At 72.2% G+C, this 13,859-nt stretch carries 12 protein-coding genes and 2 pseudogenes; 7 read left to right on the top strand and 7 right to left on the bottom strand.

What is annotated here, in order from left to right; genetic code table 11:
* Positions 1–936, top strand: a pseudogene (locus DMB66_RS02965) (transposase); the annotation flags it as partial.
* A 39-nt stretch (positions 937–975) separates the two neighbouring features.
* On the opposite strand, the gene DMB66_RS02960 reads toward DMB66_RS02965, so the two are convergent.
* Positions 976–3,039, bottom strand: coding sequence for a recombinase family protein (locus DMB66_RS02960; RefSeq protein WP_233624258.1), 2,064 nt, complete (start codon positions 3,037–3,039; stop codon positions 976–978).
* A gap of 352 nt (positions 3,040–3,391) precedes the next feature.
* Between DMB66_RS02960 and DMB66_RS65520 the strand changes: the two are divergent.
* Positions 3,392–3,799, top strand: a pseudogene (locus DMB66_RS65520) (transposase); the annotation flags it as partial.
* Positions 3,800–3,807: 8 nt separating this feature from the next.
* On the opposite strand, the gene DMB66_RS02950 reads toward DMB66_RS65520, so the two are convergent.
* The 3 genes from DMB66_RS02950 to DMB66_RS02940 are packed head-to-tail and all read right to left on the bottom strand — an operon-like array spanning position 3,808 to position 6,898.
* Positions 3,808–4,908: an XdhC family protein gene (locus tag DMB66_RS02950; RefSeq protein WP_125802429.1), complete on the bottom strand. Its 1,101-nt coding sequence runs from the start codon at positions 4,906–4,908 to the stop codon at positions 3,808–3,810.
* On the bottom strand, positions 4,901–5,473 hold the full coding sequence (locus tag DMB66_RS02945; RefSeq protein WP_125802428.1) for an NTP transferase domain-containing protein: 573 nt from the start codon (positions 5,471–5,473) through the stop codon (positions 4,901–4,903). The genes DMB66_RS02950 and DMB66_RS02945 overlap by 8 nt, the downstream gene beginning before the upstream one ends.
* A gap of 9 nt (positions 5,474–5,482) precedes the next feature.
* Positions 5,483–6,898: a hypothetical protein gene (locus tag DMB66_RS02940; RefSeq protein ID WP_233624257.1), complete on the bottom strand. Its 1,416-nt coding sequence runs from the start codon at positions 6,896–6,898 to the stop codon at positions 5,483–5,485.
* 111 nt (positions 6,899–7,009) lie between these two features.
* Between DMB66_RS02940 and DMB66_RS02935 the strand changes: the two genes are divergently transcribed.
* The 5 genes from DMB66_RS02935 to DMB66_RS02915 all read left to right on the top strand — a co-directional run bounded on the left by DMB66_RS02935 (position 7,010) and on the right by DMB66_RS02915 (position 11,448).
* Entirely contained in the window at positions 7,010–7,894 is an 885-nt protein-coding gene (locus DMB66_RS02935) for a hypothetical protein (protein WP_125802427.1), read from the top strand.
* A 31-nt stretch (positions 7,895–7,925) separates the two neighbouring features.
* Complete coding sequence (locus DMB66_RS02930; RefSeq protein ID WP_125802426.1) at positions 7,926–8,354, top strand: ABA4-like family protein; 429 nt, start codon at positions 7,926–7,928, stop codon at positions 8,352–8,354.
* Between the two features lie 10 nt (positions 8,355–8,364).
* The gene (locus DMB66_RS02925) at positions 8,365–9,528 is read left to right on the top strand and encodes a sensor histidine kinase (protein WP_125802425.1); all 1,164 of its coding nucleotides are present in this window, start codon (positions 8,365–8,367) and stop codon (positions 9,526–9,528) included.
* The gene (locus tag DMB66_RS02920) at positions 9,525–10,151 is read left to right on the top strand and encodes a response regulator transcription factor (RefSeq protein WP_125802424.1); all 627 of its coding nucleotides are present in this window, start codon (positions 9,525–9,527) and stop codon (positions 10,149–10,151) included. The genes DMB66_RS02925 and DMB66_RS02920 overlap by 4 nt, the downstream gene beginning before the upstream one ends.
* 94 nt (positions 10,152–10,245) lie before the next feature.
* Complete coding sequence (locus tag DMB66_RS02915; protein ID WP_158647128.1) at positions 10,246–11,448, top strand: Ig-like domain-containing protein; 1,203 nt, start codon at positions 10,246–10,248, stop codon at positions 11,446–11,448.
* Between the two features lie 49 nt (positions 11,449–11,497).
* Here the strand turns inward: DMB66_RS02915 and DMB66_RS02910 are convergent, their stop codons facing one another.
* The 3 genes from DMB66_RS02910 to DMB66_RS02900 form a co-directional block, all read right to left on the bottom strand.
* The gene (locus DMB66_RS02910; protein WP_125802422.1) at positions 11,498–12,334 is read right to left on the bottom strand and encodes an alpha/beta fold hydrolase; all 837 of its coding nucleotides are present in this window, start codon (positions 12,332–12,334) and stop codon (positions 11,498–11,500) included.
* A 183-nt stretch (positions 12,335–12,517) separates the two neighbouring features.
* A complete protein-coding gene (locus DMB66_RS02905) occupies positions 12,518–13,156 on the bottom strand; it encodes a LysE family translocator (RefSeq protein ID WP_125802421.1) in 639 nt (212 codons plus the stop codon).
* A gap of 57 nt (positions 13,157–13,213) precedes the next feature.
* Positions 13,214–13,840, bottom strand: a complete 627-nt coding sequence (locus DMB66_RS02900; RefSeq protein ID WP_233624256.1) for a DUF2238 domain-containing protein — start codon at positions 13,838–13,840, stop codon at positions 13,214–13,216.
* Between the last annotated feature and the right edge of the window lie 19 nt (positions 13,841–13,859).

Genomic DNA, 13,859 nt, shown 5'->3' with positions numbered 1-13,859 from the left:
TTGTGCGGGGACACACCGGTGCGTTCGCTGGCCGAGTTGTCGTTGGCCGGGCAGCATCGGCGTGGCCACGGCGCGATGTATGCGGCGCTGAATCGCGGCCGGATCGATGTCGACCGGCTGCGGACCGCCCTGTCCGCGGTGCCGGTCCCGCGGGCTGCCGACGGCAGGATCGTCCTCGCGGTGGACGTGACGTGCTGGCTGCGCCCGGAGGCCCACACCAGTCCGCAGCGGGTGTTGTGTCACACCTACGGCCGCACCAAGGACACCCATATCGGTGTCCCGGGCTGGCCGTATTCGGTGGTCGTCGCTTTGCAGAGCGGACGTCATTCGTGGACCGCGCCGCTGGACGCCCGCCGGCTCATCCCCGGTAACGACGCCGCGACGGTGACCGCCGCTCAACTACGTGAGGTCGTGCAACGCCTGATCTCAGCCGGGCAGTGGCAGCCAGGCGAGGCCGACATCTGGATCATCGCCGACGCGGGTTACGACGGTCCCCGGCTGGCTCTGCTGCTGCAGGATCTGCCCGTCAAAGTCGTGGTCCGGATGCGTTCGGACCGGGTCCTGCGCCGCCCTGCGCCGCCCCGCAGCCCCGGCACGACGGGTCGGCCACAACGGCACGGGGCTGAGTTCATCTTCGGCGACCCCGCCAGCTGGGGCGCCCCGGACACCAGCATCACCACCGAGACCCGGCTCTACGGCGCTGCCACGATCCTGGCCTGGCAACGGTTGCACCCACGTCTGACCCACCGCACCGCCTGGATCGGCCACACCGGTGTCCTCCCAGTCATCGAGGGCACCGTCATCCTCCTGCGGGTCGAACGACTGCCCTCGGGCGCGAACGCCAAACCGGTCTGGCTCTGGTCTTCGATCCCCGACGCCGGCCCGGAGACCGTTGATCTGCTCTGGCAGGCGTTCCTACGCCGGTTCGACATCGAGATGAGCCACCCGTGGTGCAGGTCAAGTCCGGGTGTTCTTTCATTCTTGGTCTCCTTGGGATGGTTCGGGCGGATTGGGTGGGTTCCAGCGTCGGTGCTGGTGGTAGCCGGGGGGCCGGTCTCGCAGTTGGCGCAGTCGGTCGAGTTCGGTGGGGTCGGCGGTGATGATCCAGTGTTTGTCGTCGCTGGCGCGGTGGGCGGTGACCCATCCCCGGTAGATCCAGGTGTAGGCCGTCGCGGTCGGCATGCGCAGAGCCGCGGCCAGCCCGGCGACCGACCATTCGTGCTCCGCCAAGACCGTCACGGGGGTGTTGTGGTGCTGGGTGCGGATGCCGCGTTGGTGCAGGATGGTGCGGACCTGCTCAACGCCGAAGCGGTTGGTGCGTTTGGGTGGGCGCAGCCCATCGGCGTTGAGCGCGTCGGCGATCTGCCGAGCGGTGTGCCCGGCGGCGGCCAGTGCGCGGATGCGTTCGATCAGGCGCGGGTAGTAGGACAGTTGCTCCAGGCGGGCGACCGGACGAACGGCCTGACCGGTGGTTTCGTGACCGCCGGCCCAGACGATGGTCACATCGACCAGCTCGGTCTCGCCGACGACCGCGACGGTGATCTTCTCGATCAGGGTGCGCAGCAACTCCTTGCGGTCGGCGTCGGTGGTGGTCTCGGCGGCCCATAAGGCGGGCAGGTCATTGGCCAGTGCGGTGATCGCGTCGCGGTCGGCGGCGCTCAGGGTGACTGGGTGGGTGTCGCGGAAGCGTTGGTAGTCGCGGTCGAGGCGGTCGGCGTCGGCCAGGGCGGTCTCCCAGTCGCGTTCCAGTTGCCGGACCACGAGCCGGTTCTCCGGTTCGGCGAGCTGGTACTGGCGTCGGGCACGGTCGACGCCGTAACGGGCCCGTTCACAGCGTTGCCGCCAGAGCAGGTCCAGTTGGGCGCGGTCGGCCTCGGCCTGGGCGGCGGCGTGCAGCGACACCTGCAGGGCGGCCGGGGTGATCGCGGCGAGGACCTGCTCGGTGACGTAGCGATCCAGCGCCGGGGCGGAGATGTGCTGGCATGTGGTGCCCGCGCCGTAGTTCGTCTTCTCGTATGAGCACACATAGGCGGGGCCCCAGGCGTGGTATTGCACGTTCACCCGGTGTCCGCCGCAGCGTCCGCAGCGCAGCAGCCCTGCCAGCAACGCTGTTCCATTATGGACAGCGCCGGGGGTGGCCGCGGTGTTGCGGTTGGCCGCCAGTCGGGCCAGGTTCGCCTCGTAACGCTCCACGCTCAGATAGGCCGGCATCCGGCCGGGCAAGGCGACCAGCCATTCATCAGGGCTTGCAACGATACGCCCGGTGCTGGGCCGGGCCGGGATCTGACGGGTCGGATCGATCCGGGTGCGGCCGTAGGCGTAATAGCCGGCATAGATCGGGTTGTGCAGCATCACCTGCAGGGTCTCCCGCGACGCTCGCCGCCACTGCAACTCTCCCTTGTCGAGGCCACCGCGTGAGCGCACCGGCAGACGCACGTCATGCTCGGCGAGATAGCGCAGCACGGCGTTCAGGGTGCCCAGCCGGGTGAACATGTCGAAGATCAGCCGGACCACGTGTTGGGCCTGCTCGTCCGGGTCGATGATCACTTGGCCGTCACCGCGGCGGGCATAACCGATCGGCAGCGGCAGGGCCAACTCGCCGCGCTGCGCCTTGGCCAGGCGCCCGGACGCCATCCGCTGCTTGATCAGATACAGCTCAGCCTCGGACATCGTTCCTTTCAGCCCCAGCAACAGCCGATCGTTGTAGTAGCCAGGGTCGTAGACCCCGTCCGGATCGGCCAGCAACGCCCCGGACAACGAGCACAGTTCCAGCAACTGGTGCCAATCCCGGCCGGTGCGCGCCAGCCGGGACATCTCGATGCCCACCACGATGCCGACACGTCCCATGGTGACCTCCGTGACCAGCCGGGCGAAACCCGGACGCGTGCCAGCCACCGCCGCCGACCGCCCCAAATCCTCGTCGATCACCACGATCCGTGACCGCGCCCAGCCCAGCCCGGCGGCCCGCTCGACCAACGCGTACTGCAACCGGGTCGACTCACGATGTTCCAGTACCTGCTGGCGGCTCGACTGACGCACATACACCACCGCCATCCGATCCCGATGCCGCGAGGTGATCTTCGACTCCGACGCTCCCCACGGCTGCCACGCCCGCGCATTCACGACGGCCGTCCTGGCTCGTCACTGCCCGGGTCGCCCACGTCCCCAACAGCCGTATCACTATCGCCCGCCGGTCGCTGTCCAACGACTCCCACACCAGGCATCGGGGGGCTCGCCGTCACTTCGTGACATCTGCTCTGATCACCGACCTGACCCACCCGGCGCCGCAGCCGGTCAACCAAATCGACCAGCCGCAACAACGCGACTACCGTAAGTATTGGCTCAGTATGCGACGAACCGTCATCTTCAGGTGTCCCACGAGTGGGTGACTGAGCACACCTTCCGGATGCTCAAACAAACACTGGGCTGGACCAGCCCGAAACTGCGCGACCCGGCTGCCGCCGACCGCTGGACCTGGCTCCTGCTCGCCGCCTATACCCAGCTACGCCTCGCCCGGACGCTGGTCGCTGATCTACGCCGGCCCTGGGAACGCCCGGCCCCGCCACAGCGACTCACCCCAGCCCGAGTCCGGCGAGGGTTTCGGCACCTACACGCTCAAACAGGCACTCCCACCAGCGCACCGAAACCCTCCCGGCCAGGACCCGGCCGACCCACCGGCCGGCGAAACCAGCACCCTGCCACCCGCCACGACGTCCACATCGTCACCAAGGCCAAACCTCAAAACGGCACGAAATCCAAGAAGACCTCGACCACCCCACGGCCACGCCGAACGGGTTAAAACTCAAGCTAGGCGTGGATCGGCCCCGAGGTGCCGGTGAGCCGCTCCCCGGTGCCGTTCCAGCGCATGGCGACGATCTCGGCCGCGATGCTCACCGCGGTCTCCTCCGGGGTGCGCGCGCCCAGGTCGAGCCCGATCGGGGAGGCCAGCCGGGCGAGCGCGGCCGGGTCGAGGCCGGTCTCGCGCAGCCGCTTGAGGCGGTCGTCGTGGGTGCGCCGGGAGCCCATCGCGCCGACGTACGCGACCGGCAGCTCGAGCGCCACCTCCAGCACCGGCACGTCGAACTTCGGATCGTGGGTCAGCACGCACAGCACCGTGCGCGGGTCGATCCGCCCGGCCTCGGCCTCCGCGGCGAGATAGCGGTGCGGCCAGTCGACGACGACCTCGTCGGCGTCGGGGAAGCGCCGGGCGGTGGCGAAGACCGGCCGGGCGTCGCAGACCGTCACCCGGTAGCCGAGGAACGCGCCGATCCGGGCGACCGCCGCGGCATGGTCGGTCGCCCCGAACACGATCATCCGGGCGGCCGGCGCGAACGAGCTGACCAGCACGGTCAGCCCGGCGCCGCGGCGCTCGCCGGCCGGGCCGTAGTGCAGCAGCCCGGTGCGCCCGGCGGCGAGCATCCCGCGGCCGTCGTCCGTGGCCGCGTCGTCCAGCCGGTCGCCGCCGAGCGAACCGTGCCGGGTGTCGCCGGTGATGACCAAATGCCCGCCGAGCCGCTCCGGCGGGCCCTCCACGCACGTCAGCAGCGCCACCGGCCGGTCCGCGGCGACGGCCTCGGCGAGCACGGGCAGCTCGGGGAAGCCGGCCCGCTCCACGAAGAGCTCGATCGTGCCGCCACAGGGCAGCCCGACCTCGAAAGCGTCGTCGTCGCTGATGCCGTACCGAACTGTCCGCGGCTGGCCGGTGCCGGCGACCTCGCGGCACAGCTCGTAGACCGCTCCCTCGACGCAGCCGCCGGAGACGCTGCCGACCGCGGTGCCCTCGGCGCTCACCAGCATCGCCGCGCCCGGCTGCCGGGGCGCGCTCGACCAGGTGGCGGTGACGGTCGCCAGCCCGGCCGCTTCGCCGTCGCGCCACCAGCGGAGAAGATCGTCCAGGACGTCACGCATGATCGGTCACCTGCTCCGGAACGTCGAGGTCGGTGTCGTCCGCGAGATGGCCGACCGGGACGACCCGGACCCGGTCGGCATGCGCGCGCAGATATTCGCGGGCGCCGCGGTCGCCGGTGGCGCTGCGCGCGACTCCGGCCCAGTGCTCGCGGCCGAGCAGCACCGGATGCGACCGGCGCCCGTCGTAGCCGCCCATCACCAGGGCGTCCGGGGTGGCGTCGGCGGCGATGGCGCGCACCGCAGCGGGGGTGACGCCGGGCATGTCGACCAGCAGGACCACCGCCGCGCCGGCCGGGCCGGCGGCCAGTGCCGCCAGGCCGGCGCGCAGCGACGAGGCCATCCCGGTCGCCCAGTCCGGATTTTCGACAAAGGTCAATTCGGGCGCGATCGCGCGGACCCGCGCGGCCTCGGCGCCGACCACGACCACGGGCTCGGTCACGCCGGCCTCCCGCAGCGCGCCGGCCGCGCGGCGCACGAGCAGGTCGCCGCGGTGCGCCACCAGCGCCTTCGGCATCCCGTACCGGCGGCCGGCGCCCGCGGCGAGGACCAGCCCGGCGATCTCCATTGCTGGAGCCTAGCTCCGGCGCAGCGCCGCCGGCAGACCGCGGACGGCGGCCAGCCCGAGCGCGGTCCGCGACTGGTACGCGATCCGCCACAGCCCGCCGTGCGCCGCGCCGACCGCCTCGTCCGTCCACGTGCTCGGCGCCGCCGGTCGTGGCTTGCGGAGCTGGTGCACCAGCAGCACCGCCATCAGCCGGTTGCTGGTGGCCGGTTCGAAGATCTCCGCGCCGAACACGTGCGCGCCCGCGTAGGCCGCGGCGAGCAGCCGGTTGCTGGTCACCGAGCGGGTCCGGGTGGGCGGCGCGACCGAGAAGCTCACCGTCGTGCCCTCCTGCCGGGCCACCGACGCCCGCCAGCGCTGGATCCGCTTGGCCAGCGCGTAGTTCGGGCCCTGCTGCGGCACCAGGCTGTCGGCGATGCCCGGGTCGGCGCCGGGCGGGTAGTTGGGCTGCAGCAGCCGGCCGCCGGACAGGGCGGCGAGCGCCTTCGCGGCCGCCGGCCGCTCCCGGTACCGGGCCGTGGCCTGCGCGACCGCGCCGGCCGGCACCGCGAAGGCGTCCGTCGGCGTGGCGAGAAAGGCCAGGGCGGTGCCGGGTCGCTGCCGCCGCACATGCTCGGCCAGCGCGTCGACGGCGGCCGAGAGCCGGGGGTACGCCGCGCCGGGCGCGTACACGTAGTTGCCGAGCACCAGCCGGCCCTCGATGCCGAGCAGCCAGCGCGCCGCCGCCGGCAGCCCGGTCAGCAGATCCACGCCCGCACCCTCGATCGTGGCACCGGGCGCGATCAGCGTGCCCCCGCTCTGCCGGGCGGTGGCCGCCACCCGGGCCCAGACCGACGGCCGGGGCAGGTCGACGCCGACGACCGTGCCGCCCCAGGCCAGCACGGCGGGCAGCGGTCCCATCTCGGCGCCCGCGCCCAGCACCACCAGCCGCTGATCGGCGAGGTCCAGCCAGTCCGGCTCGGCGGCCACCTCGCGGACCGCCTCGGCGCACGAGGGCTCGATCGTGCCCTGCTCCACCCAGCGGTCGAGTTGCCGCAGCAGCGTGTCACCGCGCAGGAGCTCACCCCGGTACGGCACGCTGAGCTCCTGCTCGGGCTTGCCCTCGCCGTGGATCGTGACGGTCTCCAGCGGCCGGGCCCCGGCCGTGAAGACCTCGTCGAGCGCGATGTCGTCGTCGCCCCGGGTCACCCGCATCCGGCTGTGCACGGACGCGAGCCCGGCCCGCGCGATGTCGTAGCCGCCGTCCAACCCGGCCTCGACCAGGGCCCGGAAGTGCCGCAGGTAGCCCGTACGCCAGTCGCTCTCCCGCTCCGCCGCGGCGGCCGCCGCCGGATCCGCGACCCGCAACGCGTCCGCGACCACCGCCCGGCCCAGCGCCGAACCGCTGCGCCGACCGTCCTCGGACCGGGGGAACACGACCTCATTCACGCGGACAGTATGGCGACCTCCTACCCAGGGAGGAGGACGGCTCCGACCACCGGCCGCGAGACGGGCCCGCGGGCGGGCGAAACCGCCGGCCGGCGCCGAAAGCATGAGGTCATGACAAACGTGCTGCGCTGGCACCGCCCGCTGATGATCTTCGCCGCCGCGATGGCCGCCGTCGCCGTCGTCGCGGCGGTCGGGGTCTTCGCCGACCCGCGCGTCCTGACCGGCGCCCCGATCTGGCTCAAGCCGTTCAAGTTCGCGGTCTCCTTCACCCTCTACACCGCCACCCTCGCGTGGATGCTCTCCCTGCTGCCGCGGCGCAGCCGCGTCGCCGAGTGGTCCGCCACGGTCCTGGTGGCCATGTCGGTCGCCGAGATGGTCGTCATCGTGACCCAGGTCGTGCGCGGCCAGACCAGCCACTACAACGAGACCAGCCCGCTCAACGCCGCCCTCTGGCAGGTCATGAGCATCTCGATCATGGTGCTGTTCATCGCGCACTTCGTGATCGGCATCGCGGTGCTCCGGCAGCGGTTCGCCGACCGGGCGTCCTCGCACGCCGTCCGCTGGGGCCTCGGGTTGTCGCTGCTCGGGCTGGTCGCGGCCATCCCGATGGTGCAGCCGAACCAGTTCGGGCACAGCGTCGGCGTGCCCGACGGCGGCCCGGGGCTGCCGGTGGTCGGCTGGAGCACCACCGGCGGAGACCTGCGGATCGGGCACTTCATCGGCCTGCACGCGCTGCAGGCGCTGCCGCTGCTCGCCCTGCTGCTCGGCAACCGGCTCGACGAGCTGACCCGGGTCCGGCTGCTGCTGATCGGCGGCCTCGCCTATGGCACCCTCACGCTGCTGCTGACCTGGCAGGCGCTGCGTGGCCAGCCGCTGCTGCGACCCGACGCCCTGACGCTGGCAGCCTGGGCCGGCCTGGCCGCCGCGACGGCGGTCGCCACGATCGTGGTGGTCACCCGCCGCCGGCCGGCGCTTGAGCTTGAGCTTGCGGCATGATCGACCGTGTCGAGCGAACGGGGAGCAGGGCATGACCGGGGTGCTGTTCGGGCTCACGTTCGCGGTCGCCGCGCCGTTCTGGGTGCTGATGATCCTGGTGCCCGGCTGGTCCTGGACCCGGCGGATCGTCGCCTCGCCGCTGATCGTGCTGCCGGTCGTGCTGATCTACGCGCTGCTGGTCATCCCCGCCCTCGGCGAGGTGCTGCCGGCGGTCGCCTCGCCCACCCTCGGCGGCGTACGGGAACTGCTCGGCACGGCCGACGGCGCGGCAGCGGCCTGGGCCCACATGATCGCGTTCGATCTCTTCGTGGGCCGCTGGTCCTGGCTGGACAGCCGGGAGCGGGCCGTGCCCGCGCTGATCATGTCGCCGGTGCTGGTGCTGACGATCCTGCTCGGTCCCCTGGGGCTGCTGGTCTATCTGCTGGTCCGGACCCGCTACACCGCCGACCGGAGCGCCTAGGGTGGTCCTCGTGGGATGGGTGGGCCGGCTCTTCGACGCGCGTGACACGCTCGTGCGGCTGCTGCTGCTCGACCTGAGCGGCGTGAGCTATCTGTTCCTCAACCACGACGGCGTCCCACCGACCCCGATGCAGTTGCTGCTCGCCGCGGCGGCCTTCGCCTGCGCGCTGATCTTCCATCGCCGGCGCGTGCTCGGCCTGCTCGCCCAGGTCGCCCTGCTGGTGCCGGCGTTCATCCTGCTCGACGACCCGACGATCAACCAGGTGGGCACCAGCTGGCTTCTGTTCGAACTGGCCATGTGGGCGAGCCGGCCGCGCGTCCTGTGGTCCGGCGTGGCCCTGGTGGTGGCGGTCTATCTGGCCTTCACCCTGGGCCGGCCGCCGTCACCGATCGTGGCGCCGATCTCCGGGCTGCTGGTCGTGGTCGGCCTGCCGGTGCTGCTCGGCCTGGTCATCCGCACCACGCGCGAGCTGGGCGTGCAGGCGCAGCGCCGGGCGGAATCGGAGAGCCGGGCGGCCCGGGCGGACGAGCGTTCGGCGATCGCCCGCGAGCTGCACGACGTGGTCGCGCACCACGTGGCGTCGATGGTCCTGCGGGTCGGCGTGGCCCGGCACGTGCTGCCGCAGGTGGATCCGCGGGTGACCGAGGTCTTCGACGACGTGCACGGCACGGGCACGGCCGCGCTGGCGGACCTGCGCCGGCTGGTCGAGGTGCTGCGTGATCCGTCGCGGCGTACCGACGCGGCGCTCACGGCGATCGAGCCCGGCGCCCTGCCGGCGGCTCTCGAAGCGGCGGTGGAGACGGCCCAGCGGGCGGGGCTGACGGTGGCGGCGACGATCGCGCCGGAGGCCGGCACGCTGGACGTGGTCCGGAGCCTGGCGGTCCTGCGGCTGACCCAGGAGGCGCTGACCAATGTGGCCAAGCACGCCGGCCCGGCGGCCCACGCCAGCCTGCGCGTGGAGGTCCGCGACGGGGACGTCGTCTGGTCGGTGGCGGACGACGGCGGCGGGGTCGTGCCCGGGCTGCCGTCCGGCGGCGGCCACGGTCTGATCGGGATGCGCGAGCGGGTCGAGGTGCTGGGCGGCCGGCTCACGGCCGGCCCGGTGGCAGCCGGCTGGCGCGTCGAGACCGTGCTGCCGGCGACCCGGCCGCTGCCGGCGGCGGGGGCCGCGTGATCCGGCTGCTGCTGGTCGACGACCAGCCGCTGATCCGCGCCGGGCTGCGGATGCTCTGCGACGCCGAGGCCGACCTGACGGTGGTCGGCGAGGCGGAGAACGGGCGCGACGCGATCTCGCTCGCCGCCCGGCTCGTCCCCGACGTCATCGTCATGGACCTGCGCATGCCCGGGGTCGACGGCATCACGGCGACCGGGCGCATCCTCGCCGAACGCCCGGCCGCCCGGGTCGTCGTGCTGACCACCTTCGGCGACGACGACCACCTCTACCCGGCGCTCACCGCCGGGGCCTGCGGCTTCCTGCTCAAGGACGCGCCGCCGGTCGAGCTGCTGGACGGGATCCGGCGGGCCGCGGCGGGGGAGAGCCCGTTCAGCCAGGAGGTGTTGCGGCGGCTGGTCACCCGGGCGGTCGCGGCCCGGGCGGGGCAACCGCGGCAGGCGACCGGGCTGACCGCGCGCGAACGGGACGTGCTGGAGTTGGTGGCGGACGGGCTGTCCAACACCGAGATCGCCGACCGCCTGCACATCGGCGTGACGACGGTGAAGACCCACATCACCAGCCTGATGACCAAGACCGACAGCCCGAACCGGGTCCGCCTGGCGCTCTTCGCCCGCGGCGGCTGACCTCGGCACCGGCCGAACAGGACAGCGGGTGCCTCCGGTGACCTCTAGGATGCGACGTGCCTCGATATTCGCCGAGGGTCACGGGAGGACCTCGATGAATCACCCTTCGGTCCGGCGCGCGTTCGCCGGGCTAGCCGTTGTCACCGCCTCGTTCGCGCTGGCCGCACCGGCCCACGCCGTCGACCGGCCGCTGGTCGCCGGCCTGCCGGCGCTGACCGCCGCGGGCAGCACCGACACCAGTCCGCCGGCCGTCTCCGCCACCGGCCTGGTCGACGGCCAGTTGCTGCCGCTGTTCCAGCTGGTCACGCCGGTCTGGTCCGACGATGTCGGGGTCACCAAGGTGCAGGTGCTGGTGAACGGAACGGTCTACGAGACGTACGAGGGCGAGGTGCCGCAGCAGGTCTGGGTGATGCCGCCGTCCAGGCTGGACAGGCAGGAGGCACTGGTCACCATCCGAGCCTTCGACGCCGCCGGCAACAGCGGCGAGCGGAGCACCCTGGTCCGGGTCGACGGGCGCGAGCCCGAGGTGACCATCACCCCGGCGCTCGGGTCGACGGTCAGCGGCGTGGTCACGTTCCAAGCCACCAACGTGGCCGAGGACGTCGAGCGCATGGAGATCCGTGACTTCGAGGGCAGGGTCCTGGCCCGAAGCGCCGCCGCGCCGTGGACCATGACCTGGGACACCGATGGTTTCGACGGCGACCAGTCCGTGGGGATCCGGATCTCCGACCGGGCCGGCAACATCCAGTTGGCGTACGGCGGATACCGCGTGGACAACGCGGGCCCGGCCGTCCGCTCGATCACTCCCGGACACCGGGCACTGGTCCGGGGCAGCGTGCGGACCACCGTCCAGGCTTCCGACCCGAGCGGCATCCGGTCGGCGCGGGTCACCGGCGGCCGGGCCACCAGTTCGCCGATGACCTGGACCAAGGCGCTGAAGGCGCAGGGTCCGCACACCATCGAGTGGGTCGTGACAGACAAGCTGGGCCACACCACCGTCGCCCGCCGGGTCGTGGTCAACGACACCGTCGCACCCACGCTGAAGCTGACCAAGGCGCCGAAGAACGGCGCCAAGCTGAAGAAGGCCGTCAAGCTGGCCGCCTCGGCCTCCGATCGCAACGGCGTCGCGCGGGTGCAACTACTGGTCAACGGCAAGGTGGTGGCGACCGACACCAAGGCCGGCTACGCCTTCACGCTCAACCCGAAGAGGTACGGCAAGAAGTTCAGCGTGCAGCTGCGCGGCTATGACAAGGCCGGCAACGTCACGGCCACTTCCAAGCGGACCTACCGCCGCTGACCGCGGCCTCCGCGCCGGCCGGAGGCTGCACCGTCTCGTCTGGACAGACCTACAGGCCGCGGCTGGTGAGCCAGCTCTCGACTCGGGAGATGACCTTCTCGGGGGCGCGGCGGGCCCACAGGAAGTGGTCCGGGACAGCGTCGACAGTGGCCCGGTCGACGTCGGCCGGGAGCCGGGCCGCCAGGTGGTCGACGGCCGACCGGGTGATCATCCGGTCGCCCGCGATGTCGATCAGCAGCGCGGGCACGGCCAGGTTGCCCAGCGCGGTCTCGTAGTCCGTCCGGTCGCCGCGCAGCCGGTAGCGGCCGTGCCGGGCCTCGTAACCCCAGTCGGACATCAGGGTGCGGGGCTGCCGGCCGCCGAAGCCGAACCGGTGCCCCGGCCAGTAGCCCAGCGAACAGGTCACCGCGCCGACGAAGCGGACGCCGGCGGCGCGCTGGGCCCGGGCCAGCCGGCCACTGCGGGCGAACGGGGAGCTCGTGCCCGTGCCGAGGGTGACGACGGCGTCGGGGCGTACGGTGCGGGCGGCGCCCGACAGCAGCGCGAGCTGACCGCCCAGGCTGTGTCCCACCAGCACGATCCGGTCCGCCGCGGCGACGGCGGGATCCGTGAAGACCGCGGGCAGATCCTCCCGGACCAGGTGGGCGTAGCCGAACGAATCGCGTCGCAGGTCGGCGACCGGGCTCTGCGGCATGCCGCGCAGCTCCACGCCGAGGATGTGCCGCCCCGACAGCATCCAGGCGCGGAACAGTGGACGGTAGTAGGCCACCGGCACCCCGAGCGCGGGCAGGAACACCACGGACGCGGCGCGGCCGGGTGATCCGTACTCCTCGACGGTGAGGGTGACGCCGTCCGTGGAGGACACCGGATGCACGCGAGGTTCCATCGGGTCAGTGTCGGGGTCCGCGGCCGGCTTCGGGATGTGATCTAGGGCACTGCTTCGGGCTCGCGGGCGAGGGGCCGGGGACCCGTGGCGGCGGGTTCCCGGCCCGTTCGCATGTCACGTTATCGCGGGAGTCAGCCCTGGCGGCTGTTCCAACGGGGGTTCTTGCGATTGTTGCTGATGGCGTCACGCGGGGCGGGCGCGATCAGTGGCGAGGCGGACCGCGAGCGCGCCGAGCACCGTACCCATGACATAGCGCTGCATGCGCAGCCAGCCCGGCCGCCGGGCCAGAAAGACCGCGATGCCGCCCGCCGCCGACACGATCAGCAGGTTGACCGTCAGGCTCACCAGGATCTGCACGCCGCCGAGGAGGAAGCCCTGGGTGAGCGCGTGCCCGTCGTCCGGGCGCACGAACTGCGGGATCAGCGACAGATACATGATCGCGGCCTTCGGGTTCAGCAGGTTGGTCAGCAGGCCCATGGTGAACAACCGCCGGGTCGAGTCGACCGGGAGCTCGCCCGGCGCGAAGACCGAGGTGCCGCCCGGCCGCAACGTCTTGACGGCGAGCCAGCCCAGGTAGGCCGCGCCGGCCAGCTTGACCGCCGTGTACGCCTCGGGGACGTGCACGAAGATCATCGAGAGGCCGAGGTTGGCGGCGGTCAGGTAGACCAGGAAGCCGATCGCGACGCCGCCGAGCGAGACGATCCCGGCGCGCCGGCCCTGGGTGATGCTGCGCGAGACCAGGTACATCATGTTCGGGCCGGGGGTGAGCACCATGCCGAGGGCGACGGCCGTGACGCCGAGCAGGGACGCGAAGCTGATCATCGGCCCAGCCTCACAGCGGACCGGAGGCCCGGCCAGAGCCAAAATCGGGGTCGTGGCCTACCGGCGGGTCTTCCGGTATGCGACCAGGGCGGCGATCGTCACCGCGAGCACCGCCCCGCCGGTCGCCAGGGACATGTCCTTCTGGGCGTCCCACATGTCACCCTGCTGGCCGTTGTACGCCTCCGCCGCGCCCGGTGCGAGGGTCATCGCGATGCCCCACTCGAACAGCTCGTAGACCGCGCTCGTCGACAGCACCAGGTCCACCGCCACCAGCGCCGCCCAGCGGATGCTCCGGCCGCCCACCCGTAGCCGGTGGAACAGCACCGGGCCGAAGCAGAGGCCGTACGAGAGGTGCACCAGGCGGTCGAAGTTGTTGCGGTGCCAGCCGAACAGGTCGGAGAGCCGTACCCCGAACAGCTGCCGGGTCCAGTCGTCGTAGGGCACGAACGAGTAGATCCACCGGGCCGCCACCGAGTGCAGGACCAGGAAGATCACGATCAGCAGGAACGACGAGTACGGCAGCGGCCGGCGGCGCTGCACGAGCAGCAGCGCCGCCAGTCCCAGCACGGTGAGCGAGTGGTGCATGGCCTGCTCGGCCGGGTACGGCGGCCGCCACCAGGTGGCGGCCACGACGATCAGGAAGACGCCGAGTGTCCACCGATATGCGGGAGTGAGCGTGGACACAGGCGCACTCTAGGCGGCG

It is taken from the genome of Actinoplanes sp. ATCC 53533 (assembly GCF_003947245.1).
The sequence above is the reverse complement of the archived record's forward strand: the minus strand, read 5'-3'. Positions and strand labels throughout refer to the sequence as shown.

Coding starts and splice junctions, on each gene's coding strand:
- DMB66_RS02950 (WP_125802429.1), bottom strand. CDS start 4,908: ATGCGTGACGTCCTGGACGATCTTCTCCGCTGGTGGCGCGACGGCGAA.
- DMB66_RS02945 (WP_125802428.1), bottom strand. CDS start 5,473: ATGGAGATCGCCGGGCTGGTCCTCGCCGCGGGCGCCGGCCGCCGGTAC.
- DMB66_RS02935 (WP_125802427.1), top strand. CDS start 7,010: ATGACAAACGTGCTGCGCTGGCACCGCCCGCTGATGATCTTCGCCGCC.
- DMB66_RS02930 (WP_125802426.1), top strand. CDS start 7,926: ATGACCGGGGTGCTGTTCGGGCTCACGTTCGCGGTCGCCGCGCCGTTC.
- DMB66_RS02915 (WP_158647128.1), top strand. CDS start 10,246: ATGAATCACCCTTCGGTCCGGCGCGCGTTCGCCGGGCTAGCCGTTGTC.
- DMB66_RS02910 (WP_125802422.1), bottom strand. CDS start 12,334: ATGGAACCTCGCGTGCATCCGGTGTCCTCCACGGACGGCGTCACCCTC.
- DMB66_RS02905 (WP_125802421.1), bottom strand. CDS start 13,156: ATGATCAGCTTCGCGTCCCTGCTCGGCGTCACGGCCGTCGCCCTCGGC.